The 23,966-nt window shown below is 41.6% G+C and carries 23 protein-coding genes, 1 tRNA gene and 1 pseudogene; 11 read left to right on the top strand and 14 right to left on the bottom strand.

Going from position 1 to position 23,966, the window contains the following annotated elements; translation table 11 throughout:
- Positions 1-114: 114 nt before the first annotated feature.
- The 3 genes and pseudogenes from dppA to BA1DRAFT_RS13050 form a co-directional block, all read right to left on the bottom strand.
- Positions 115-1,722: a dipeptide ABC transporter periplasmic-binding protein DppA gene (gene dppA / locus BA1DRAFT_RS13040; RefSeq protein ID WP_036779832.1), complete on the bottom strand. Its 1,608-nt coding sequence runs from the start codon at positions 1,720-1,722 to the stop codon at positions 115-117.
- 737 nt (positions 1,723-2,459) lie between these two features.
- Positions 2,460-3,705, bottom strand: a pseudogene (locus tag BA1DRAFT_RS13045) (ATP-grasp domain-containing protein).
- A gap of 11 nt (positions 3,706-3,716) precedes the next feature.
- On the bottom strand, positions 3,717-4,637 hold the full coding sequence (locus tag BA1DRAFT_RS13050; protein WP_036779834.1) for a DMT family transporter: 921 nt from the start codon (positions 4,635-4,637) through the stop codon (positions 3,717-3,719).
- Positions 4,638-5,703: 1,066 nt separating this feature from the next.
- On the opposite strand from BA1DRAFT_RS13050, the gene BA1DRAFT_RS13060 reads away from it, so the two are divergent.
- Positions 5,704-6,480, top strand: a complete 777-nt coding sequence (locus BA1DRAFT_RS13060) for a tRNA-dependent cyclodipeptide synthase (RefSeq protein WP_235201095.1) — start codon at positions 5,704-5,706, stop codon at positions 6,478-6,480.
- An 85-nt stretch (positions 6,481-6,565) separates the two neighbouring features.
- Complete coding sequence (locus BA1DRAFT_RS13065; RefSeq protein ID WP_051560781.1) at positions 6,566-7,828, top strand: cytochrome P450, cyclodipeptide synthase-associated; 1,263 nt, start codon at positions 6,566-6,568, stop codon at positions 7,826-7,828.
- Between the two features lie 375 nt (positions 7,829-8,203).
- Here BA1DRAFT_RS13065 and BA1DRAFT_RS13070 read toward each other — a convergent pair.
- The 5 genes from BA1DRAFT_RS13070 to glyQ form a co-directional block, all read right to left on the bottom strand.
- Positions 8,204-8,280: transfer RNA gene (locus tag BA1DRAFT_RS13070), tRNA-Pro, on the bottom strand.
- A 224-nt stretch (positions 8,281-8,504) separates the two neighbouring features.
- Entirely contained in the window at positions 8,505-8,777 is a 273-nt protein-coding gene (locus BA1DRAFT_RS13075) for a type II toxin-antitoxin system YafQ family toxin (RefSeq protein ID WP_036779836.1), read from the bottom strand.
- Complete coding sequence (locus BA1DRAFT_RS13080; RefSeq protein WP_036779839.1) at positions 8,777-9,037, bottom strand: type II toxin-antitoxin system RelB/DinJ family antitoxin; 261 nt, start codon at positions 9,035-9,037, stop codon at positions 8,777-8,779. The genes BA1DRAFT_RS13075 and BA1DRAFT_RS13080 overlap by 1 nt, the downstream gene beginning before the upstream one ends.
- A gap of 119 nt (positions 9,038-9,156) precedes the next feature.
- Positions 9,157-11,226 (bottom strand): glycine--tRNA ligase subunit beta, encoded by a 2,070-nt coding sequence (gene glyS / locus BA1DRAFT_RS13085; RefSeq protein ID WP_036779841.1) that lies wholly within the window; start codon positions 11,224-11,226, stop codon positions 9,157-9,159.
- A 9-nt stretch (positions 11,227-11,235) separates the two neighbouring features.
- Positions 11,236-12,150 (bottom strand): glycine--tRNA ligase subunit alpha, encoded by a 915-nt coding sequence (gene glyQ / locus BA1DRAFT_RS13090; protein WP_036779844.1) that lies wholly within the window; start codon positions 12,148-12,150, stop codon positions 11,236-11,238.
- Between the two features lie 210 nt (positions 12,151-12,360).
- Between glyQ and BA1DRAFT_RS13095 the strand changes: the two genes are divergently transcribed.
- The 3 genes from BA1DRAFT_RS13095 to BA1DRAFT_RS13105 all read left to right on the top strand — a co-directional run bounded on the left by BA1DRAFT_RS13095 (position 12,361) and on the right by BA1DRAFT_RS13105 (position 15,341).
- Entirely contained in the window at positions 12,361-12,918 is a 558-nt protein-coding gene (locus tag BA1DRAFT_RS13095; RefSeq protein WP_036779846.1) for a DNA-3-methyladenine glycosylase I, read from the top strand.
- A 212-nt stretch (positions 12,919-13,130) separates the two neighbouring features.
- Positions 13,131-14,384 carry a valine--pyruvate transaminase gene (locus tag BA1DRAFT_RS13100; RefSeq protein WP_036779879.1) on the top strand — a complete coding sequence of 418 codons (1,254 nt, stop codon included), beginning with the start codon at positions 13,131-13,133 and terminating at the stop codon, positions 14,382-14,384.
- Between the two features lie 636 nt (positions 14,385-15,020).
- Entirely contained in the window at positions 15,021-15,341 is a 321-nt protein-coding gene (locus BA1DRAFT_RS13105; RefSeq protein ID WP_036779848.1) for a YceK/YidQ family lipoprotein, read from the top strand.
- 62 nt (positions 15,342-15,403) lie between these two features.
- Here the strand turns inward: BA1DRAFT_RS13105 and BA1DRAFT_RS13110 are convergent, their stop codons facing one another.
- Positions 15,404-16,693, bottom strand: coding sequence for a YidR family protein (locus BA1DRAFT_RS13110; protein ID WP_036779850.1), 1,290 nt, complete (start codon positions 16,691-16,693; stop codon positions 15,404-15,406).
- Between the two features lie 134 nt (positions 16,694-16,827).
- Between BA1DRAFT_RS13110 and BA1DRAFT_RS13115 the strand changes: the two genes are divergently transcribed.
- Positions 16,828-17,445: a trimeric intracellular cation channel family protein gene (locus BA1DRAFT_RS13115; protein WP_036779852.1), complete on the top strand. Its 618-nt coding sequence runs from the start codon at positions 16,828-16,830 to the stop codon at positions 17,443-17,445.
- Here BA1DRAFT_RS13115 and ligB read toward each other — a convergent pair.
- Complete coding sequence (gene ligB / locus BA1DRAFT_RS13120) at positions 17,439-19,181, bottom strand: NAD-dependent DNA ligase LigB (RefSeq protein ID WP_036779855.1); 1,743 nt, start codon at positions 19,179-19,181, stop codon at positions 17,439-17,441. The two genes, BA1DRAFT_RS13115 and ligB, sit on opposite strands and share 7 nt — an antisense overlap.
- Positions 19,182-19,481: 300 nt before the next feature.
- Here ligB and BA1DRAFT_RS13125 point away from each other — a divergent pair, with 300 nt between their 5' ends.
- The 3 genes from BA1DRAFT_RS13125 (at position 19,482) to BA1DRAFT_RS13130 (ending at position 20,874) form a co-directional block, all read left to right on the top strand.
- Complete coding sequence (locus tag BA1DRAFT_RS13125) at positions 19,482-19,736, top strand: type II toxin-antitoxin system CcdA family antitoxin (protein ID WP_082303686.1); 255 nt, start codon at positions 19,482-19,484, stop codon at positions 19,734-19,736.
- Between the two features lie 68 nt (positions 19,737-19,804).
- Positions 19,805-20,059, top strand: a complete 255-nt coding sequence (locus BA1DRAFT_RS22055; RefSeq protein ID WP_235201101.1) for a CcdB family protein — start codon at positions 19,805-19,807, stop codon at positions 20,057-20,059.
- Between the two features lie 389 nt (positions 20,060-20,448).
- Entirely contained in the window at positions 20,449-20,874 is a 426-nt protein-coding gene (locus tag BA1DRAFT_RS13130; RefSeq protein ID WP_051560782.1) for a group II intron maturase-specific domain-containing protein, read from the top strand.
- Between the two features lie 205 nt (positions 20,875-21,079).
- Here BA1DRAFT_RS13130 and BA1DRAFT_RS13135 read toward each other — a convergent pair whose 3' ends face one another.
- Both BA1DRAFT_RS13135 and BA1DRAFT_RS13140 read right to left on the bottom strand, forming a co-directional pair.
- Entirely contained in the window at positions 21,080-21,682 is a 603-nt protein-coding gene (locus BA1DRAFT_RS13135; RefSeq protein WP_036779860.1) for an ATPase, read from the bottom strand.
- Complete coding sequence (locus tag BA1DRAFT_RS13140) at positions 21,679-21,933, bottom strand: hypothetical protein (protein ID WP_036779861.1); 255 nt, start codon at positions 21,931-21,933, stop codon at positions 21,679-21,681. The genes BA1DRAFT_RS13135 and BA1DRAFT_RS13140 overlap by 4 nt, the downstream gene beginning before the upstream one ends.
- A 468-nt stretch (positions 21,934-22,401) precedes the next feature.
- On the opposite strand from BA1DRAFT_RS13140, the gene BA1DRAFT_RS13145 reads away from it, so the two are divergent.
- Positions 22,402-22,722, top strand: coding sequence for a type II toxin-antitoxin system RelE/ParE family toxin (locus tag BA1DRAFT_RS13145; protein ID WP_036779862.1), 321 nt, complete (start codon positions 22,402-22,404; stop codon positions 22,720-22,722).
- Positions 22,719-22,997 (top strand): helix-turn-helix domain-containing protein, encoded by a 279-nt coding sequence (locus tag BA1DRAFT_RS13150; RefSeq protein ID WP_036779863.1) that lies wholly within the window; start codon positions 22,719-22,721, stop codon positions 22,995-22,997. Before BA1DRAFT_RS13145 ends, BA1DRAFT_RS13150 begins: the two co-directional genes overlap by 4 nt.
- A 35-nt stretch (positions 22,998-23,032) precedes the next feature.
- Here BA1DRAFT_RS13150 and BA1DRAFT_RS24090 read toward each other — a convergent pair whose 3' ends face one another.
- Positions 23,033-23,224 carry a hypothetical protein gene (locus tag BA1DRAFT_RS24090; RefSeq protein WP_235201097.1) on the bottom strand — a complete coding sequence of 64 codons (192 nt, stop codon included), beginning with the start codon at positions 23,222-23,224 and terminating at the stop codon, positions 23,033-23,035.
- A 77-nt stretch (positions 23,225-23,301) separates the two neighbouring features.
- Complete coding sequence (locus BA1DRAFT_RS24095; protein ID WP_072164803.1) at positions 23,302-23,643, bottom strand: helix-turn-helix domain-containing protein; 342 nt, start codon at positions 23,641-23,643, stop codon at positions 23,302-23,304.
- Positions 23,644-23,966: the final 323 nt, after the last annotated feature.

Raw genomic sequence — 23,966 nt, forward strand, 5'->3', positions numbered from 1 at the left:
AAACTCTCTTTTTTAAATGCCAGTTACAGCTCTCAGGCCGTTTGGCTTGAATAAGGGGGAGGACTTTCCCCCTTTTGGCTCACAATTTAATAAACGCCTTAAGTAAGAACAGGATTATTCGAGAGACACGTTGCTGAAAATATGTCTGCCTAGAGGATCAACGACATAACCTTTAACTTCTTTACGAATGGGTTCATACACCGTGGAATGAGCCACAATCAGGGCCGGAACCTGTTCGTGCATCACAGCTTGAGCCTGTTTATAAAGCTCCACACGTTTAGCGTGCTCAGAAACGATTCGAGCTGGCTGAATGGCATCTTCAAACGGTTTGTAACACCATTTAGAGTAGTTGGAACCTCGCTCTTTAGCTGCGCAGCTAAACAAAGTTGCGAAGAAGTTATCTGGATCACCATTGTCTCCCGTCCAACCCATCATCACAATCTGATGTTCGCCATCTTTAGCTCGCTTCAAATATTCGCCCCATTCATAACTAACAATTTTGGCCTTAACACCAATTTTTGCCCAGTCAGCTTGGACCATTTCAGCCATACGACGGGCATTCGGGTTGTATGCACGCTGTACGGGCATTGCCCACAGATCAATGGTGAAACCACTTCCCATCCCTGCTTCTTTTAGGAGCTGCTTCGCTTTTTCCGGATCGTACTGATAATCTTTAAGATCATTGTTGTAACCCCACATGGTTGGTGGGATCAGATTCTTAGCTTTCTGGCCAGCGCCCTGATAAACCGCTTCAATGATAGCGTCTTTATTGACCGCCATCGTCAACGCCTGACGAACTTTGACGTTATCCAATGGCTTTTTAGTGACGTTGAAAGAGACATAACCGACATTCAGACCCGGCTGTTCCAGCAAAACGATATCTTTATCCTGTTTCATGCGGGCAATATCCGCCGGATTTGGATATGGCATAATCTGACATTCGTTTTTCTGTAATTTTGCATAACGAACGGATGCATCAGGAGTAATAGAGAAAACTAGCCGGTCAACTTTGGCTTTATCTCCCCAGTATTCTTTGAAAGCTTTATACAGAATGCGAGAATCTTTCTGATATTGCACCAACTGGAACGGGCCTGTACCAATTGGATTCAGATCGACTTTCTCTGGCGTACCGGCTTTCATCATCTTATCTGCATATTCTGCTGACATAATAGAAGCGAAATCCATGCCTAAGTCAGCCAGGAATGGGGCTTCCGGGCGGCTCAGTTCAATCCGGACAGTATAATCGTCTACTTTTTCAACCTTATTGATCATCTCACTCATACCCATGCCAATGAAATATTCATAGCTGCCGCCTGACACCTTGTGGTATGGATGATTTGCATCTTTTTGCCGCATGAAAGTGTAGATCACATCATCGGCATTAAATTCTCGGCTTGGTTTGAAGTCTTTGCTATCGTGCCACTTAACACCTTTGCGCAGATGAAAAGTGTAAACTTTACCATCATCGCTAATATCCCATTTTTCAGCCAGGCTCGGGGTAATTTCAGTTGTACCTGTTTTGAACTCAACCAAACGGTTATACAGTGGTCTGGAGCTGGCATCATAAGTTGTGCCAGCGGTGAACAGTTGTGGATTAAAGCCTTCCGGTGAGCCTTCGGAACAGTAAACCAATGTCTTTGCCTGAACGCTGGCGGTTACTGCCAATGCAACTAAGCTGACCCCTAGCTTCAATAACTTCGCCCCTTTAGAGAAAGTTGTCATTTCTTGCACTCCATTTGTGATGTTGTTGTATACAGCCAGAATCTGCACTTCCTGTCAGAAACTGCGCTGTTTAGGCTTTGTTTATTATTTTCAGCTTATCAATTAAACAACTGTTGTCTCTTGCGTCAATAAGATCTCAACAAATGTCATAAACAACAGGAAAACACAAAGGAAACTAATAATTAACATAGTTAGCACAAAAACATGACAATGAGCACATTTTATAGACAAAAAGACCATAGAAAGCATATAGTGACAGAACTAATCACTATTAATCTGTGCGCAAAATTTGTGGCTGTTTGACTAATTAGTAAACGATTATTTCACGAGAAAAGATGATAACTGGTATAAAATGCTGCGTGCCAAATGAAATCGGCACCTGAAGAGTTAATCCAATAAGTATAACATTAATAATATAAATAAATACAAAAACCTGTTACTAGTTTTATTTACTTTTCATCACTTTTGGTTTCATTAATGGTTTCTCGGTAAATTTAGGTGATATCTAAACGACTAAATCTGGTTTTATCCATCATAGCCGCCAGAGCCAGAATTTTACTGGAAAATATAACGCATCTCTGGTTAGCAACTATTATTATCTATACCCGTCACCTTTCAAGCTGCCTCTTTGTTGGCTGCACTCACTCACCCCGGTCACATAGTTATCTATGCTCCCGGGGATTCGCTCCCTTGCCGTCGCGATGCAACTTGAAATCCATAGGGTATGACATATAATTCTAAACAGGTTTCAAATACCCACCCAGTTCTTCCATTATCCTAATTTTTTCGTAATCCTTATGAATAACATTCTTATCATGATGAACTAAGTAAACGGTTCCAGGTTGGCTAAAAACATCTTTAGTTATTTCGATTTCATCATCTTCATCAGCATAAAAAATAGCTTCACAAAAAGAGGGCAATTTCTTTAATTCTGCCACAAAATCATTAGCAGTAAATATACCAGGACGATGATTAATCAAACATACATTATAGGAATGATTAATAAGAGTATAAGCTTCTCTTTGTATAACCTCATGGAAATTTTCCGGTTCAACAATAGATATGGCAGCAGCACTAATTTGCCCTAAACCTGTTGTTAATTTTGCTATCGTCGGTCGTAATATTCCATCTATTCTCGCGGCAATTTCAACAAGTTTTGGACCATCAGGCGTTAACATCACTTCCGCATGACTGGGACCATTAAATATGCCTAAAGCAATGACAACTTTTCTCGTATATTCTACTAAAACATTATATTCTGGATAAGAGGAATCAATAATGTCATCAATATCATAGATTATACTACCCGTATCAAGTTTACGTTTCTTATATTTTACTACTTCGGTAACTAATTGATGACGATTAAGCGATACCATATTAACGACATATTCAGTCCCGTTAAGAAATTCTTGTATTAAAACCTGATGATTACAGAGATTAAGTTTATTGGATTTTCCCAGTATTTTATGAAAAGCTTCCTTAGCAGAATGCACATCTTTACAAATATAAACACCATCAGAGCCCGCACTCTCTAATGGTTTAAGTACTACAGGAAAGTTATTAAAGGCTTTAATCCATTGTTCCGCCGCAGGCCAATCTGAAAATCTGCCTTGCTCAGCCGCAGAAATTCCATATTTTTTTAGTGTATCAATCATCTCATATTTATTGCGCCTTGCAGATGTCTTGGCAAAATCATTTTTATAATTCAATTCAAAATGATTATTAAGCTCATCAGCAAGCGAAACACCACTTTCACTCCCGGCAATAATAAATTCAACTCCCTGTTTTTCAAGGAAGTTGACTGTATCCTCTATTGTGTCGTGGATATAGCGCTCTTGGTAGATTGAATAATCAAATCCTTTATAATAATAACTATGTAAATCTGATTTCCAGGCCACATGCCAAAGATAATATTTCTTCTCATAAAGCTCTAACCATAAACTTACCAGAAGAAAAACCATCTACAATAGCAACCTTTCTCATTTTATATCCCATTATACCCTATTTGTCTTTTTTATCTTACTCACACCAAGAATGATTAATAAAGAAACTATAACCGAAGCTGCGATCAGGCTTTCAACAGAAAACGCGATACGTGAATCAAGATATTGAAAAAGAATCGTAAATACAGGTAGTAACAGAAATAACAGAGAGACATGAAGCGGGGTAATGGCATTAATTGTCTTTAATACCAGATAGATTGGAAGTAAATGTCCAACGATAACAAGAATCGACATCGGAAGAATCATCTCGATATCTAAACGAAGAGAAACATTGGATACTGAAACATAAAAAAATGAAAGTATTACCATTAAAATACTTCTAACAGACAATATCTCATATGTTTGCCATTTTTCTTTAAATAATTTCTTAGAAAAAATAGTGTATAATACTGTTCCTATAGCACCACATATCACGCTAACAATACCAATAATTCTATCCTGAATTGAAGTTGATGATAATCCACTATTTCCCAAGAATGAATTTACCAGCATCACACCTACCCCAATGAGAACTAACCAAGATATGACAACCTCCAATTTTTCTGTTTTTGCCTCGTCTTTATCGATAAAAGATGAGAGGAGAATAGTTATCGCAGGGCCGCAAGCTACCGAAGCAACCCCCACTATTGCAGGCTCAAGAAAGCGCAGCGCAATGATTAATCCTCCCCAGTTTAGTAAAATTGAGACATTAATAATTAACACCAATAAGGTGTTCTTGCGGACTTTCACGATTAATTGATCAAACCCTTTGTAAATACTTATCGCCATAAATAACAAAGTGGATGATATAAAGCAATAAAAGATAACAATAGCTGAATTTATCGATTGCGTTAAATACGCGACAAACACATCGAATGCTGCACTGATGAGGCAAAAAATAACCCCATATATTACGCCATTATATGAAGACATATATCACCTATAATTCTCTTATTCCAAAAATTAAATTTCCGACATTTGACCGATTTTATTATTGAAAATTCATCTTTAATCTCAGCATTTCCTATACCTAACATATCATCAATAATAAAGAAGCAATCACCCGATTTAATACTATTGAGATACATTTTTACTGAAAAATGTTCAGAACTGATCTGTACAACAGTATTATTTATCTTATCCAAACAATAGGCATACCATCTAGCCATTGCTAATGGTATTCCTGTAAAGAGAGAGATAACAGTTGCCAGTGATATTCACGCGTTGAAAATACTCGATTACCGTCTATTCTAAACTTATTAATTTCAAGTAAAACTGTGTTACCGCTGTCATTTAATTTCATATTTACATTCCATTTTATGTTCATAGAATATAATATTCATACACCATTCTTATGTTTTTTCAAACAAGTCATTTAATGAATGAGAGATATTTCTCAGATGGATAAATTAAATATCGCGAATAGTAATTAAATGTTATTTTTTACTATGATATTATTAGTATATATGTAATTTTTCTACCGGGATTACGAGTAAAAGCGATTAAATAAAATTTAAGTTAAATAGCGTAATTTATATATGTATTTTATTGAGCAATTATTTTTAATTATTTAATTAATCAATAAAAACCGATGAAATATCTGTCAATATAATCAAATAAAGTCGCCACGTGAATAATATGGCGAAGCATGTTGATGTAAAATTAATAATACAGCCTTAGGCGTTGTTATCTGAACACTCCTCTTATTAGAGAATGCTACCTGTTCCCAAGAGCGACGATGCATTTTTGTACCCGATTTTCTTATCACTTTTTCAACAATAGCCAGAATTTGATAAAGACTGATTTCATATCAATTCGTTTATCGGCTCGAAATAAGGTTTATCTCACTCCGACTTTCGATAATTTTTGACATTTTTACGAGATTAAGTTAGATCAAATTTATGTATAGATATTCTAATGGAGATGTCATGAATCTGCACAAAAATTAAGGATTTTATATCAGGATTATATGGGATTACATGAAAGAAATGGAAAGTCAATGGAAATGTTATCTACTGGAAGAAAATGTTTAGAAGAAACGAACAATCAAATATTATCGGTTCATTCAGCATTGCTGTACGAGAATTCAACATCATTTACTGTTCAAGGTGAAACCTCTCGTTGTGACCAAATTATTCAGAAAGGTGATCACGCGCTAGTAGGGATAAGCCCCTTTAACTCTCGTTTTTCAAAGGACTATGTGATGGACCTTATTCAGTGGTCAAGTCATTATTTCCGACAAATCGACATATTATTACCTTGTGAACGTGAAGCTTCACGCCTTTTAATCGCTAGTGGAACTGAGAACGCTAAGGCTATCAAGAAAACACAACGCGAAATTAGACGTCATTTATGTAACCTTGATTATGTTATTTCCATAGCAATGTTAAAAAATAAGCAAATCAGAGTTATTCAATTTAGTGACTTTGCACTAAACCATGACTACCAATCTCTTAAAACACAAGTTGAAAACGCGTTTAATGAATCAGAATCTTTTAAAAAAATCTGTATTGATATGTCCTTTCAAGCCATAAAAGGGCGACTAAAAGGTACCGGGCAATACTTTGGTCTAATTGATCTACAATTAGTATATAAAGCGTTACCATATATTTTCGCTGAAATTCCCTTTTACCTCGATACCCCTCTATTACTTGGGGTAAAGTATTCTACGTTACTTTATCATCGTCCTTGGCCAATCGGAAAAGGGTTGTTTAACGGCAGTTATCCTATACAAATAGGCGATAGACAAAGTTACGGAATCGTTACTCAATTATAAAATACAAACAGCGTGATGAAATAGTAATTGTATTTAAAGTTAATAATCTCTTAGTACCAAATATCTTTAGAAAGGAAGCACAATAATGGCTAAATTAAGTTCTTTTAGTATTCTCGACCCAAAATTCATAAAAAATCCTTATGATTTTTACGACATCTTGCATAAACAAGATTTAGTTTATTTTGATCAACCCCGAAACGGCTATTTTATTGGCAAATATGAGGATGTTGACGCTATTTTAAAATCCTCAATTTTCAATACTAAGCCATTAACTGCACTTGCCGAACCGGTTATGGGGGATCGCGTTCTTGCTCAAATGGAAGGTGAAGAGCATGCATGTAAACGAAAACTTATAATGCAAGGGCTTTCAAAAGATTATTTTAATCGCTACTACGAACCCATGATTCGAAAGATTACCGAAGATCTCTTACAACCTTATATGGAAAAAGGAAATATAGATATTGTTAATGACTTTGGCCGCGATTATGCCGTATTAGTGACATTAGGTATTCTCGGACTGCCAAGTGATAACTATCGTGATATAGCTGAATGGCACAAGGGTATCGCCAGTTTTATTACCCAGTTTGACCAAACAGAACCAGAAAAGATGCACAGTCTTGAATGTAGTCAGAAATTAATTCGCTTATTAAAGCCTATAATAGATCAGAGACGGCGTAATCCCCGCGGGGACATTATATCTATATTCTGTCAAGATACAGCGATGTCCATGAGCGAAATTACAGCACTGTGTTTAAACATTCTATTAGCGGCTATAGAACCTGCTGACAAGATATTAGCAATGATGCTTAATCACTTAATATCTAATCCGAGTATGCTTGAGGCAGTGCTCAAAGATCGCAGTCTGGTTCGAGATGCATTTGAAGAAACTTTACGTCTGACATCACCTGTACAACTCATTCCAAGAGAAGCGAGTGAAGACGTCACTATTTCCGGTATCGATATACCTAAAGGCGCTTTAGTATTTTGTATGATTGGCGCAGCTAATCGCGATCCATCGGTTTTTCACAAACCAAATGAATTTGATCTATATCGAAGAAAAAATACAACTTCGCAACAGAAAGCAAATCGAAAAAGACATTTAGCTTTTGGGACAGGTACTCATGCCTGTGCTGCGGCTGCGTTTTCACTCAGTCAGTTGGAAGTTTCATCCAATATTATTCTGGATCGCCTGCACAATTTACGTTTTGCTGATAACCATCATTATCAAGAAACAGGAGTGTATACACGAGGACCTTCTAAACTCCTTCTGAGTTTTGATCCAAAAATATCTTCTACTTCTGGGAATGATAACCCTGATCTGAAAATGACTATGGGAGCGATGGAATAGGAACATAAAGCTCATACTGTGGTGTAACGAGGAACACTGCCGCCTATACGATATAGCGACATAATGGTGAGTATGTGGCAATTCTAGAAAAACATCAGACTTGTGTGAAATAGTTCAGAATGTCCATCTGCAATACTATTTCAAGGGATGCCGGAGATAGGCATCCCTTTTAAAATAGGGTGTATGAACTCAGACCTTTATCTGGCAGGTTATCCACTCTAGTTTCGGTGCTTGTCAGATTATGCAAGCCAATGCACTAAACGGTTGTAACTTTTAGAGTAAACATAAAAACGACAAAAAGCCTTACAGCAATCACTGTAAGGCTTTTCTATTTTCTTTAAGTTCGTGGCTTACTGACAGCCCCAAACTCTAAATTGGTCGGCGAGAGAGGATTCGAACCTCCGACCCACTGGTCCCAAACCAGTTGCGCTACCAAGCTGCGCTACTCGCCGAAAACGAGCCGAATCTTACTGCGCTCGCTACAGGCCGTCAATACCTTTTTGATAATCATAGGTTAGTTGCTGATAAAAACAACTGAAACTCAGTTATGTCGCACTTTCTCACGGATTTCACAGAAATACGTCATTAGGTAAAAAAATAATGTTGTAGCTAAATCTGGACTTTCTTTTTCCTAACTAAGTTATTTTAACCTGCTACCCAGCGCACCTAGAAAGGTTTATTCATCAAATAGGTCAGAATGTCTTCCTGTTCGTTCAAACCTAACAACATCACCAACTACTTTGTAAATCAACAACCAGTCAGGCTCAATGTGAGCATCACGAAACTCCTTCCATTCACCACGGAGAAGATGATCCTGATAGTTAGCAGGCAATGGTCTATTATCAATCAACAAACTCATTAGGACCTTAAGTTTGTTCATATCCTTGCCACGTTTTTGTGCGGATTTCACATCACGCTTAAATTGACTTGAATATCTTGGCTGGCGCATCAGATACCAAGCTGATCGAATAAATCGTCAGCATCCTTTGCTTGATGAATGTCTTCACCACGATCACTCTTAGCCAAAGTTTCGGCAGTCAATTTATTAGGTACTCTCATTTCAAACGGTAATGCTTTTTCCTTCGCAACTTTAGTCAAGGTGATACGCACTAGATCAGATATGGTTAACCCCATACCAGCCAAAACCTCGGTAGCTTCTGCTTTTAATGTCTCATCGATTCTTGCCCGAACAAATGCACTTGCAGCCATAAATCCCCCTTTTAATTTATAAATAAAACGTAGCTCGAATGAGCTACAAAATCAAGGTTAGAGGTATTAAGTTCCGGCTATCGCATTTCACAACAGCCGGAATTGACTATTTCAGATGACTATTGCAGTAACGAAATATCAGCAACTCTCAGGAACAGGTCACGCAATTCACTTAACAGGGTTAAGCGATTTACTCGCACCTGTAAGTCTTCATCCATCACCATCACATTGTCAAAGAAAGCATCAACAACTTCACGCAAAGATGCCAACTCAACCAACGCTTCCTGATAGCATCCTTGAGCAAATAAAGGCGCCAGCTTATCCTGCAAAGCCACCAGATGTGTTGCCAGTTTCACCTCTTCTGGCGCTTTCAGCGCAGAAACATCTACCTTCTCGTTCAATGTCTCTTCTGATTTCGCCAGAATGTTAGAAACACGCTTATTCGCTGCGGCTAACGCTGCGGCTTCATCCAGTGTACGGAAGTGAGTCACCGCTTTAACACGAGCATCGAAATCAGCAGGCTGCGTCGGACGACGTGCTAATACTGCCTGAATGGTATCAACGCCGTAACCTTGTTCCTGATACCAAGCACGGAAACGGCCGAGCATAAATTCCACTACATCATCCGTAACCTTGGCATTTGTCAGCTTGTCGCCATACAGGCGCACCGCTTCTTCTGTCAGTGTCTGCAAATCCAGCGGCAGTTTTTTCTCAACGATAATACGCAGAGCACCCAACGCAGCACGACGCAACGCAAACGGATCTTTATCGCCTTTCGGATGCTGACCAATACCAAAAATACCCGCCAGAGTATCCATTTTGTCAGCAATCGCTAACGCACAAGAAACGCCAGTAGAAGGCAGTTCATCACCAGCAAAACGCGGTTGATACTGCTCATTCAATGCCAGAGCGACATCCTCTGCTTCACCGTCATGACGGGCGTAATGCATTCCCATCACACCTTGGGTATCGGTGAACTCAAATACCATGTTGGTCATCAGGTCACATTTGGACAGCAAACCAGCACGGGTAGCATGATTTACATCAGCGCCGATTTTTTCTGCAATCCAACCGGCCAACGCCTGAATACGATCTGTTTTATCACGCAAAGTACCAAGTTGTTTCTGGAACAAAACTGTCTCCAGACGAGGTAGATTATCTTCCAGACGCTGTTTACGATCCGTCTTAAAGAAGAATTCCGCGTCAGCCAAGCGTGGGCGCACTACCTTTTCGTTACCGTCAATGATTTGCTGTGGATCAGAAGATTCAATGTTGGCAACAAAAATAAAGTTCGCCATCAGCTTGCCGGCACTATCGTAAACCGGGAAGTATTTTTGGTCACCTTTCATGGTGTAAACCAACGCTTCTGACGGCACAGCAAGGAATTTCTCTTCAAATTTCGCCGTCAGCACAACCGGCCATTCAACCAATGAAGTGACTTCTTCCAGCAGGCTGTCACTGATATCAGCAACACCGCCCAGTTTAATCGCAGCCTGTTCTACATCTTGTTTAATGAGTGCCTTACGGATTGTATAATCTGCAATCACTTTACCGCGTTGCTGCAAAATCGCGGGATACTGTTCTGCATTATCAATCGTAAACTCAGATTCACCCATAAAGCGGTGACCACGAATGATACGTGCGGATTTAATACCCAGAATTTCGCCTTCAATCAATTCATCGCCAAACAACATGGTAACGGTATGAACCGGGCGAACAAACTGAGTCTCCTTATCGCTCCAACGCATCAGTTTAGGGATGGGCAACTTACTCAGCGCTTGATTGACCATACCCGACAATAGCTCTGTTGCACGGCAGCCTTTTACCAGCGCGCGATACAATAGCCATTCGCCTTTATCTGTCACTAAACGTTCAGCCTGAGCAGCCGTGATACCACAACCGCGCGCCCAACCTTCAGCCGCTTTTGTCGGTTTACCCTCAGCATCAAATGCTTGAGCAATCGCTGGACCGCGCTTTTCTACTTCACGATCAGCTTGCGCCTTATCCAGATTAGCAACTTTCAGCGCCAGACGGCGCGGAGCGGCAAACCAACTTACTTCACCATACGCCAAATTCGCGTTATCCAACTCCGCCGCGAAATTAGCAGCAAATGCTTCAGCTAATGAACGAAGAGCCTTCGGCGGCAACTCTTCTGTGCCGATTTCCACCAGGAAAGTCTGTTGAGTCATGACAGCCTCTTAGTTCTGATTCTTGTTACACATAGGGAAGCCTAGCGCCTCGCGTGAAGCATAATAAGCTTCGGCAACAGCTTTAGTCAGGGTACGGATACGCAGGATATAACGCTGACGTTCAGTCACCGAGATAGCTTTACGGGCATCCAGCAAGTTGAATGTATGGCCCGCTTTGAGAATACGTTCATAAGCTGGCAACGGTAGCGGCGTTTCTAACGCCATCAGATCCTGCGCCTCTTTTTCATATTGTTCGAAGCAGGTAAACAGGAAATCGACATCCGCATGTTCAAAGTTATAGGTGGATTGCTCTACTTCATTTTGGTGATAAATATCGCCATAGGTGGTTCTACCCAAAGGGCCATCACACCAAACCAGATCATAAACACTGTCTACGCCTTGGATATACATTGCCAGACGCTCAAGACCGTAAGTGATCTCACCAGTGATAGGTTTACACTCAAGACCACCTACCTGTTGGAAGTAAGTAAACTGAGTCACTTCCATCCCGTTAAGCCACACTTCCCAGCCTAATCCCCAAGCGCCTAATGTTGGGTTTTCCCAGTTATCTTCAACAAAACGGATGTCATGAACTGTTGGATCTAATCCTAACTCCTTCAGAGAGCCCAGATATAACTCCTGAATATTGTCTGGGGACGGTTTAATAATGACTTGAAACTGGTAGAAATGTTGTAAGCGGTTAGGGTTTTCACCATAACGGCCATCTGTCGGACGACGGGAAGGTTGCACATAAGCCGCAGCAATTGGCTCTGGGCCAAGTGCACGCAGGCAAGTTATTGGATGAGAAGTACCCGCACCGACTTCCATGTCCAGTGGTTGGACAATGGTACAGCCTTGGCGCGCCCAATAATCCTGTAATGTCAGGATCAGCCCCTGAAAGGTCTTGGTATCAAACTTTTGCATGTTAGATCCGCACGCGATACATATGAATTTGAAAGGAAGCTGATCAGTATACCCTTTGACCTTAAGATATACAGCCCTGAATTCGCTCTTAATTTCGCCTTGAAATAAAAAAATCTCAATTTGGTTATTTTACTTGTATATCTATACAGTTAAGGTACCGTCAATGACCAACCTCTCATACCGAAAATAACGATTATGGAATTAACACGTATGGAATTAACACGCTGCCATTGGGTTACTTCTGACCCGGAATATCTGGCTTATCATGACAATGAATGGGGAAAGCCGCTAAAAGATAGCCAAAAGTTGTTTGAAATGATTTGTCTGGAAGGACAACAATCTGGGCTATCATGGCTGACTATTCTGAAAAAACGCGAAGGTTATCGTAAATGTTTTCATCAGTTTGATCCGGCAAAAATTGCCGTCATGGATGAAAATGATGTAGAACGACTGATGCTTGATCCCGCTATTATCCGTAACCGCGCCAAAATTAACGCTATTATCAACAATGCGCGAGCCTATCTTAAGATGCAGCAACAAGGAGAAGAATTCAGTACTTTTATCTGGCGTTTCGTCGATAATAAACCCATTATTAATCAATGGGAAACGATCACCGAGGTACCGGTAAAAACAGAGATTTCAGAAGCGTTATCGCAAGCGCTTAAAAAAAGGGGATTCAAATTCATCGGCAGCACCACTTGCTATGCATTTATGCAAGCTACTGGTTTGGTCAATGACCATACAATAAACTGTTTATGTAGAAAATAAATTCAGTGAATTACTATCGCACTTAAGATTAAAATGAATAATAAAGCTGGATGTTAACCAAACATTCAGTTCTTTATTTTAAATGCCAAATTAAACGCAATATTAAATAACTAATAGTCATAATTTTCCAGATTGCACCCCAATAGTGCGCGGAGTATGGTGTTATGTCTCTTATTCTTATTCCCAACAACACACCGACAACGAACGTGGCTATGATTTTTTCTCAATTTGGTAACAAATTCACACAAGATGCAGGCATCACCCGCCTGATGAATGACCTTAATCAAGGGTTGAGGACGCCCGGAGCAATTATGCTAGGCGGCGGCAACCCGGCGCACATTCCAGAAATGGATGACTATTTTCAGCAACTACTGACAGAGATGGTCGCCAACGGCCAACTCACTGACACGCTATGCAACTATGATGGGCCTCAAGGAAAGGATACATTGATTCAAGCATTAGCCGAGATGTTGCGTGAAAAATTGGGTTGGGAGATTGGTACACAAAATATTGCCCTGACCAATGGCAGCCAAAGTGCATTCTTCTATCTATTTAACCTGCTGGCTGGACGCGGAGAAGATGGTTCTGTCCGCAAAGTGCTGTTTCCACTGGCGCCGGAATATATTGGTTATTCTGACTCAGGGCTGGATGAAGGCTTATTTATTGCCAACAAACCCAATATTGAATTATTGCCAGAAGGCCAATTCAAATATCATGTTGATTTTGACCATCTAAATATTACCGAAGATATTGGCCTGATCTGTGTTTCTCGCCCAACCAACCCAACGGGTAACGTTATCACTGATGAAGAGTTACAACGGCTAGATTATCTGGCTCAACAACACCAGATTCCATTACTCATTGATAATGCTTACGGCGTGCCATTCCCAGGTATTATTTTTAGCGAAGCTACGCCATTGTGGAATCCCAATATTATTCTGTGCATGAGTTTATCCAAATTAGGGTTGCCGGGTTCACGCTGCGGAATCATTATCGCTAACGATAAAATCATCAATGCCGTCAGTAATATGAATGGCATCATCAGCCTTGCGCCGGGCGGTGTTGGCCCCGCAATGGCATTGGAAATGATCCGTCGCAATGACTTGCTTCGTTTGTCACAGGAAGTTATCCGCCCGTTCTATCAACAACGGGTTCAGGACGTGATTCAGATCATCCGTCGTTATCTGCCGGCAGAACTTTGCCTTATCCATAAACCAGAAGGCGCTATTTTTCTGTGGCTGTGGTTTAAAAATTTGCCGATAACCACAGAAATGCTTTATCACAGACTGAAAAAACGTGGTGTGTTAATGGTTCCAGGTCACTATTTCTTCCCCGGACTGGAACAAGATTGGCCGCATACTCATGAATGCATGCGTATGAATTATGTTCCTGATCCGGAAAGTATTGCCAAAGGGATTGCGATTCTGGCGGAAGAAATTAAATTAGCGCATCAGCAAGCCGCCTGAAATCAACATAATCAAATCAATAATGTAATCATCAATCGTAATAAATATAGTAAAAAAGCTCCTGCTCGGAAATGCAGGAGCTAAATGACAACGAGGACTTTACATAATTATTCTCAGAATTTGTAGAATGCTTTGTGCATAAGAAGAGAAAGAAACACTCCTTGCTTGCCTGCTCTCCTTAAGCAGCCTCTATTCAATCAGAAATTTCTAAATCCAATGCCCTGAATAGGCGGGTTTTTGTGCGTTTACTGGCAGTCAAAGTAAAAACGTACTTTTATACCCGTTATCTTTCAAGTTGCCTCTTTGTTGGCGATACTCACTCGCCATCGCGATGCATCTTGAAATCCATTGGGCATATACTTAAAAAATATTTAAGTTATAGACTATTCAGATCATTATGATGACTTACATTACTTTTTATTAATTAAAATGCAGAAAAAAATCCTGTTACATAAAAAATTCACGACTTTTTGATCTCAACACTATGGTCAACGTTGCGTGACGTGATTATAGTGATTGATGTCAAAACCCTTCATTAAGGGATTTGGATAAATTTGGGGAAATAAAGATCACCCAACAAACTTACTCAAGGGCGAACTATTTCAGCGGCTTAGCTATACGAGATCGATAGAACCGATGAAGAGTAATAAACTAATTCTATTTTGCGTCACATTAGGATGGCTGTTAATCAGCGGGTGTACCAGCATCATGACACATTCCGGGCCTAGCCGCGGTTATTATCCCGGCGCTAAAACTGACATTGAAATGTTAAAAGATCAAGATACAGGCTGGGTAATGAAACCACTACTCGCGATCGATCTGCCCTTTTCCGCGCTATTAGATACTCTGTTATTACCTTATGACTATATAAAATCTGACGAAGATCAATCAGCCAGTTCACCAAAAGAGCGAATTGAAAAAATAGAAAAAGCACAACATCAAACCAAAAACAATTAATTGATAATCCGTTCCGGTTTATTTATTGCCACCAGCAGCAAGTGAACTGGCGGCAAATATATTTATTTCAGTCCTGTTTCCACCAGGAAAATTTGCATATAGCCATCAACTTCACGCATAAAGGCAACATGATGGTTATCCGGTGAAATCACAACGGCATCCGCGGCAGGCGCTTTTTCTGTACGCTTTGTTAAACGCTGCATTTGACCATTGTTTACATCACACAGCATCACACTGTTATCGCAAATGAAAGCAACAAACCGCCCTCTGTTTTCCCAACTAAAAGCGGATTGAATATCACAATGGCTCTGAGTGACTTGACGAGGTTCACCACCATTTGGCGATATTATCCACAGTTGCACAATGCCATTGTCATCTTTCATCAGAAAACCAATCTGCTCACCATCCGGTGAAGCCCGCAACCAGTGGCGTGGATTATTCACCACCCCCGGCCAACGCTTATGATTGGTCAATGTCAGACGACGCTGCATGATATTAGCAGGCGGTGCAGGTAATGTCGTTTCCGTACCTTGCAATGGTTTTTCCCCTGCTATTGCATAATCAGCATCCTGTTCAGGTAGATCAACGATATAGACTTCTGGTACTTTTTCCCCTGTTGCAGAAATAGTATCGCCAATAAATGCCAACGCCCAACGCTGCCAATTTCCATCCGCTTTACGATATCCAGCTTGGCCGACCCAACACTCTTCATAAGCACGGTTAATCTCATCACTACCCGGCTGCGGCTGAAAAGCGGTACTACTGACGACAACAGAGAAATGGCTGCCATCATATTCACGGGGATGGTGTTTAGGTGGTTTAACTGATTTGAGGGGCACAGCAACAGCGATATTGCGTAAATCCCGCGCTGGATCAAGTTCATGCATAACATGGTCGTTATAAGTAAAACTCAAACGACTGCCATCCGGGCTGAATACATGAACGTGACTGCCTCCGCGCAATGCGCCCGGTGTATAAGGGGCAGTAATATCCATTGCATCCAGCGTAACCGCTTTTCCCGGTAAATCTTCACTGACAATTACCCCTCGCCGGTGATGAAAATCGTAATGCCATTGCTCATCTGGGAATTCAGGCCCGTGAATAAACGCATAGCGGACAGGTTCTGTCGGGCTGACTGTCACCACGCCAACATGAGCCCCCTCTTTAGCCTGATAGATAATTTCTGTTTTGCCGCTATGTACATGAATTTTTTCTATCGCTAAACCGGTAAAAGAAGCGCCATGAGGGCGAACATCATAAACTAACCACTGGCTGTCTGGCGTCCAGACATTAATATTGGTAAGCTGGTGGCTGCGATTATCAAACGTGATTTGCCGTTCCTGAAAGGCCATTTTATTATCCTTACATCAGGTTTTTTCGGATAAATAATATTAATCCGAAATGGATGGAACTAAAAAATTTCAGTCGAGACTTTACCACTTCGACATTACTCTTACCTTTTTACGTTATACGCATCGAATAACCTATGTTACTAAGTGTTCTTTATATCATTGGTATTACTGCCGAAGCGATGACCGGCGCTTTAGCTGCGGGCCGCCGTAAAATGGACATGTTCGGCGTGATTATTATTGCTTCGGTCACCGCCATTGGCGGCGGCTCCGTTCGGGATATACTTCTGGGGCACTACCCTCTAGGTTGGGTTAAACACCCTGAATATATCGTCACCGTCGCCTGTGCCGCTGTAATAACCACTTGGGTTGCCCCCATGATGAAGCATTTGCGCCGCTTGTTTCTGATTCTTGATGCCATTGGCTTGATTGTTTTCTCCATTCTCGGCGCACAGATTGCACTGGATATGAACTATAGCCCAATCATCGCCTCCATCGCGGCGGTTATCACCGGTGTTTTCGGTGGCGTGTTACGCGATATGCTGTGTAACACCATCCCGTTAGTTTTCCAGAAAGAGATTTATGCCGGTGTCTCTTTTGCCGCCGCCTGGCTATACATCGGATTACAACATACGCCATTACCGCAGGATGGCATTGTTCTGATTACCCTAATCGCAGGTTTGACAGCAAGATTGGTTGCTATTCGCTATCGCCTTGGATTACCTGTTTTTAATTATGAACATTCTGATCACTGAGCTATAGTTATACCTACGGGGTTAACCACAGCCCCGTTTTCCCGATCAAACCCCTTGATACCAGCCACTGACAGTTTCTCTGCAATTGCTTTAACCTGCGTGTCATTGACAAAATCAGACAACTTTTTCAATTGCCCGCTAGTGAATTGCTGTTTTAACTGTGATCCGGCTAATTTCTGCTCCAGTTGCCGCCAGTGATCAACATCGTCAGACAACTTATCCATATAAGGCACTCCAATCCCTTTCATCCAATAGGAAAAAGGCTGATTTTTTGCCTTGCTGAATTGTGAATAAATAGCCTGTGCTCGTTTATCTCCAATGCCCGGTAAGGCCGCAATTTGTTGAACTGACAGCGCCAACCAACCGGTCAAATCAGTGACCAGCTTCTGTTCGGTCAACATTGCCCAACTACCGCTACTGACACCTGTCATTTGCAAACTTTCACCAAGCCATTTCAGTCGCGCATTAAACTGTTGTTCACAGCCCGCCGTTAACGTCAGGCAACTCAGCGCATGATAACGCTGCTTATCTGGCGGCTGAATATTCTGACGCTCTTTAATCCGCCACACCACTTGAGCTAATTTCGGGATACCATGACCGGCCAGCGTGAGAGTCACCTGATCCCCCGGCAACACATCCAACTGTTGCCAACGACGGACTGAGCCAATATTGACTCGGCTGATTTGTCGGTCATCCAATTTCACCTTATCCAGCCCAAGCACAACTGAGATTTTGCCCGTTCTGCCAATAGTAAAACTCACTTCCCTGACTTGTGTTACCTGATGGCGTAAAGGGTGTTTCCATGCCACAGCCCAACTGTTAGATCCAGACCGCCACTGATTCCCTTTAGGTTCAATTTCCTGTTTCAGCACGATACCGTCTGTGGCAAAAGGCATGGGTTGTGCAAAATAGTGCATCCGCAGTTTCTGTACCTGTTCTGACTTCTCTATTTTATGGCTGTAGCGAAGCGCTAATGGAAAGCCCATATCTGCTAATTTCCGCAATTTACTTTCCATATCCATAGGGCCATCAGGCCAGCTCCAGATAAACAAACCAACTTGCTTTAATTCTGGCGAATATTCCTTGCGCATCATTAAACCCGCAACACGATTACGTGCGCCATCACTGCCAGAAGATTGCTGTATATGCCCATCCTTATGCAGAAAAAGCTCCCCTTGCAGTACCATATAAGGCGGTGCATTTTCTATCTCTTGGGGAATCTCGGCGATATATGGGCTTTTCGCTGTCCAATCTACACCTTCAGAGCCATTACCCCGGCTGATTAATGAAACTAATTTCCCTTGCTGGTAAACCAATGTTACCGCCACGCCATCAATCTTTGGCTGTAACCAGACAGGTAATCTGCCGTGTAACCATCGGTTAATTTCCTGTTCGTCTTTCAGTTTATTTAATCCAGTATGAGCAACCGGATGAACCCGCTTATTCTCGGGGAAAACTACTACAGGAAAATCTGAATGAGGTGCTTGTTTCAGACAGAGTTGCCAATGAATTAGCTCCGCCATTAATTGATCATAAACTTCATCATCGATCTCGCTAATCCCTTTCTGACGATAAAGTTGATCCCATCGAGCCAGCTGTTGCATCAAGCTTTTTGTTTCACGTTGCAATTTATCCTGCGACCATGCAGGACAATCTTTCTCTGTATTCAATGTCTCAGCCGCAACTATCGATGTACTGAAAACAATAAATAGAACCAATATCAATAAATTAAGCATCCGTTGCTCCCTGGCTATCCATGCATAACGGCAAAATAGAGGATAAAGAGAGGCTGTCCAAGACAGAAATAATAACTTTGCGAAGCGGTTCGAAGGAATAACTTTCTGAAATCCCAAGATAACGAACTTTTTTATATATTGCATAGCGTGGATATCATGGTGAAAACCTGATTCATTTAACTATTTATTGCATTGCAATTAATAATTAAATTCTAAGTCTTTCAAGAAGCAGGATACTTGATTGTTTTTCCGTCACCCATCATACTTATGCGCATACCTTTGCGCATAGGAGTAAACACCATGAATACCGTTACCTCTCCCCGTAACAACACCAAAAGAAGCACCAAAAGAAGCACCAACGTGTACCTGACGGCTTCACTGGTCGATAAAGCTCATAGTATGGACATGAATCTCTCAGCAACACTAGATATCCTTCTGGCTCAGGCTATAAAAGCTAAACAGGATGAGAGAGAGAAAGAAGATATGCAGGCTATGAACATATTCATGGCGAAAGCTGGAATGCTCACAGACGATGAATTTTTCGGGAGCCTGTAATGCCACAGCAATTTGATGTGTATCGTAATCCATCGGCCAAAACAAACAGGCTTTAGCCGTTTTACCTTATTATCCAGAATGATTATTTTGATGATTTAACAACAAGGATTATTGTCCCTCTGGCATCTAAAAATGACATTAGCCTCAACCAGAAAAGAATCACCCCTCAGGTGGTCATTAATAATAATAGTTATTATATATTTACACCGGCAATAACGTTTCTGGATGCAAAAAAAATCAACAAATCAGATTTTGTATGCAACGTAGCCTCATCCAGAAATGAAATTATCTCAGCCCTCGATGCCATCATAACGAACACCTGAACCCGCAAAGAGAAGAAAGATAACTAGAACCGTCAGACCCCTCCGTGCGGAGAATGTAAAAAATACCCGCTCAATCCGGGCAATTTTTCTCTGTATTCAATGTCTCAGCCGCAACTATCGATGTACTTAAAACAATAAATAGAATCAATATCAATAAATTAAGCATCCGCTGCTCCTTGGCTATCCATGCATAACGGCAAAATAGAGGATAAAGAGATGCTGTCCAAGGCAAAGATAATAATTTTGCGAAGCGGTTCGAAGGAATAACTGCCTGAAATCCCAAGGTAACGGACTTTTTTATATACTGCATAGAGCGGATATTATGGTGAAAAGCTGACTCATTTAACTATTTATCGCATTGCAATTAATAGTTAAATGCATATGCTACTGTGACTGCTCCCCGCCGTAAAAACGGCGAGGCTTCCCACTTCTCAGGCCGCCACCGTCTTTATGACGGATCTACGCTGGCCCTCAGCTTTCTACCTGCTGTCAGTGTGAAAGCAGCTAAGGCGATGCGGGAGAAAATTCGAAGATGGAAAACGCACCGATGGACACAGTTATCGATCAAGGAACTGGCTAATAGTCTCAACCCTGTTTTACGGGGTTGGATCAACTACTATGGCAAATTTTATAGATCGAAGCTTGCTCCGGTTTTGGATCAACTGAACTATGCTCTTGTGCGATGGGCAAAACGGAAATATAAACGGCTGGGTAGCGCTTCACGGGCAACGGCATGGCTAAAGCGTGTAGTCGCTCGGTGGCCTAGTCTATTCGCTCATTGGCCGATTACTCATGCTGGTATGACTGGACGATAGGAGCCGGATGAATCGAGAGATTCATGTCCGGTTGCGTGAGGGCCTGCGGGTGAGATCCCCTCGGGCTACTCGACTCGATGATCCCCACCCCTGCGTTCCTCATGAGGAAGTTAAAGCACGGTTTGCAGCCAAAAAAGCAGCCCTACTTAAGGGGATATAATAGAGTTGGAATGGAAGCCAATGGCTCTAGCTGATCGTGAGGCTATTACGATTTTTTTAATTTCTGAGCAGAAATGATTTCGTTACTGGCTGCACGCCTAAACCATTCAGGTAAATAACTGGCCAATTGCTTCACTCTGTCACGGTCCCGAGCCAACAATAGCTGCCTGCGCTTATTGCTATTATCAAAAATCCAGACCCTATCTGATATATTCATAGCCAGCGGTAGGTTAATTATAGAACGATCATAGCGCCTGAATATATCGACAACTGGCACATTATGCCCTCCCGCTCTTACACGAAGCGCCACTCGTGCGGCAGACAAACCCACATCATGAACACCGACGAAAATAAAGTTAACCTTGTAACCGGCACTAACAGCCAGCTCCATCAGCTTAATTTCTCCTTTACCCGTGAGAGTCGTCTCGACAGCAAATGAGCGGCATTCTTGGAGAAAAACCGCTCGTTGTTTGATAGCTAACCGACCCGCTTCCGCATTTTTCAGTGATGGATTATGCGGGCTGAGTTCTCGTGCTATATCATCGGGATTTACTACAGGAACCTTGCCAGTTAGATGACGTCGAACCAGTGTCGATTTGCCAGCTCCATTAGGTCCTGCAATAACCCATAGCTGAGGCCGATGCGTCACTCTTCCAAAACCTCAACTACCTCCTCGGTACCACTCATAAAACTAACCAGCTCCCTACGGCCGCCTGGATATTCCTTAATCACCATCCCTGCTGGAGTGTTAAACTCCGCATAATAAATTGGTTCACCAGAATTAAGGTGAGCACGCGCCTCTGAACCATCGTCATTTGCCAATTGAGCATCAAAGATAGCCATAAAAGCGCGCTCTTGCGCCGGTGACATTTCATCCAAATTTTGCAGTTCAAGCCTCATCGCTGTAACCCCTGTAATTTGCGCCACAAACTTATGACAAATAAAATTAACTAATGAATATAAAGGTAACAACTGTAGATAAATTACACACCATAGTATGCAGTGTAAATTCCATTCCCACCCAGGACAACTCTTTTCTGATACATCCATGTGACTACATCAATAAATTAAGCATCCGCTGCTCCTTGGCTATCCATGCATAACGGCACAATAGAGGATAAAGAGATACTGTCCAAGGCAGAAATAATAACTTTGCGAAGCGGTTCGAAGGAATAACTGCCTGAAATCCCAAGGTAATGGACTTTTTTATATACTGCATAGAGCGGATATTATGGTGAAAAGCTGATGCATTTAATATTTAGTTCAGGGTTGCCATAACAACTCCCACCCCTGTGGTTTTCATCGAAAACAGAGGTTTGGCAACTCACAAGCTTATCATATAAGATAAGCTTTAGGACAATATTGAATATGAACTGGAACGTTGAACTCTATGATGGTGTCGAGGATGCGATCCTCAATATGCCACCCAGAATTCAAGCTCGTATGCTGAAACTACTTGAACTCATTGAAGAATATGGCGCTAATCTTGGAGAGCCACACACTAAGTCAATGGGAAAAGGTCTATTCGAGATTCGAGCCAAAGCGCAAGAAGGTATTGGACGCAGATTGTTTTGTTACCTACAAGGCCCAAATATCATTGTCCTTCATGCATTTATTAAGAAAAACCAGAAGATATCTAAAAAGGATCTTGATCTCGCTTATAAACGAATGAAAGAGGTTACAAAATGAGTAGTTTAAAGTCGCTAAAATCCAAAGCATTATCTAACCCAGATGTAAAAGCTGAGTATGATGCGCTAAAACCAGAATTCGAGCTAATTAATACTCTATTACGCATGCGGCATGCTGCTGGTTTAACGCAAAACCAAGTTGCCCAGCGTATGGGAACGAAAGAAGCGAATATTTCCAGGCTTGAAAAAGGAAATGGAAACCCAACACTTAAGACATTATTGAACTACGCCAAAGCTTGCAATTGTGAACTACATTTTGGCTTCAAAACAACTTAATCCAAACGATATAGAAAAGCATCTTCGGGTGTTTTTCATATTTGTTTTCTTTTGTAACAACCAAATACATCCGCATCTTTCAACGATAGATTATGCAGAGTGAATCCTCTTTCTATATCATCGGGATTTACTACAGAAAGTTTACCGGTTAAATAATGTCGAACCAGTGTCGATTTGCCAGCTCCATTAGGTCCTGCAATAACCCATAGCTGAGGCCGATGCGTCACTCTTCCAAAACCTCAACTGGCACCACTCATAAAAGTGACTGCTCCCCGCCGTAAAAAACGGCGAGGCTTCCCACTTCTCAGCCCGCCACCGTCTTTATGACGGATTTACGCTGGCCTCCGTGGGCAGAAACGACGAGCCCCGCCGCTGCGGCTTTGTATTCCAGTTTCTTGATGAAGCCATGCCAGCCCGCATCCCCGATAGCGCGGGCAAGATGGTGATTCTTCATCATGTTAGCCGATCTCAGCGTCTCAACAATGACCGCTTGGTTTTCGTCAACCATTGTTCGAGAGAGTTTGTAAGTATGCTTTTTGATGTGCAGCGCCTTGTTGTACGCAAAACGGACCGCACCGGACTGGCCGTTAAGATACTCGGCCTGTTCGGGTGTGGGGTAAATACGGACTTTGGTCGCTCTTAACATATTCAGCGCTCATTGATTAAAGTGCATTCATTTTAGCCTGTTTTACCGGCAGATATCCATTCAATCAGGAGACGTCGCAATAGCCAGACCTTTTGCTAAATTTTGCAGTTCAAGTCTCATCACTGTACCCCCCTGTAATTTGCACCACAAACTTATGACAGAATAAAACTAACTTAATGATATTAAAGCAATAACTATTTGATAAATTAAGCATCCGTCGCTCCCAAGCTATCCATGTAATAACGGCAAAATAGAGGATAAAGAAAGACTGTCCAAGGCAAAGATAATAATTTTGCGAAGCGGTTCGAAGAATAACTTCCTGA

Origin of the sequence: Photorhabdus aegyptia (assembly GCF_000612035.1) — a bacterium.
GTDB classification, from domain to species: Bacteria; Pseudomonadota; Gammaproteobacteria; order Enterobacterales; family Enterobacteriaceae; genus Photorhabdus; species Photorhabdus akhurstii.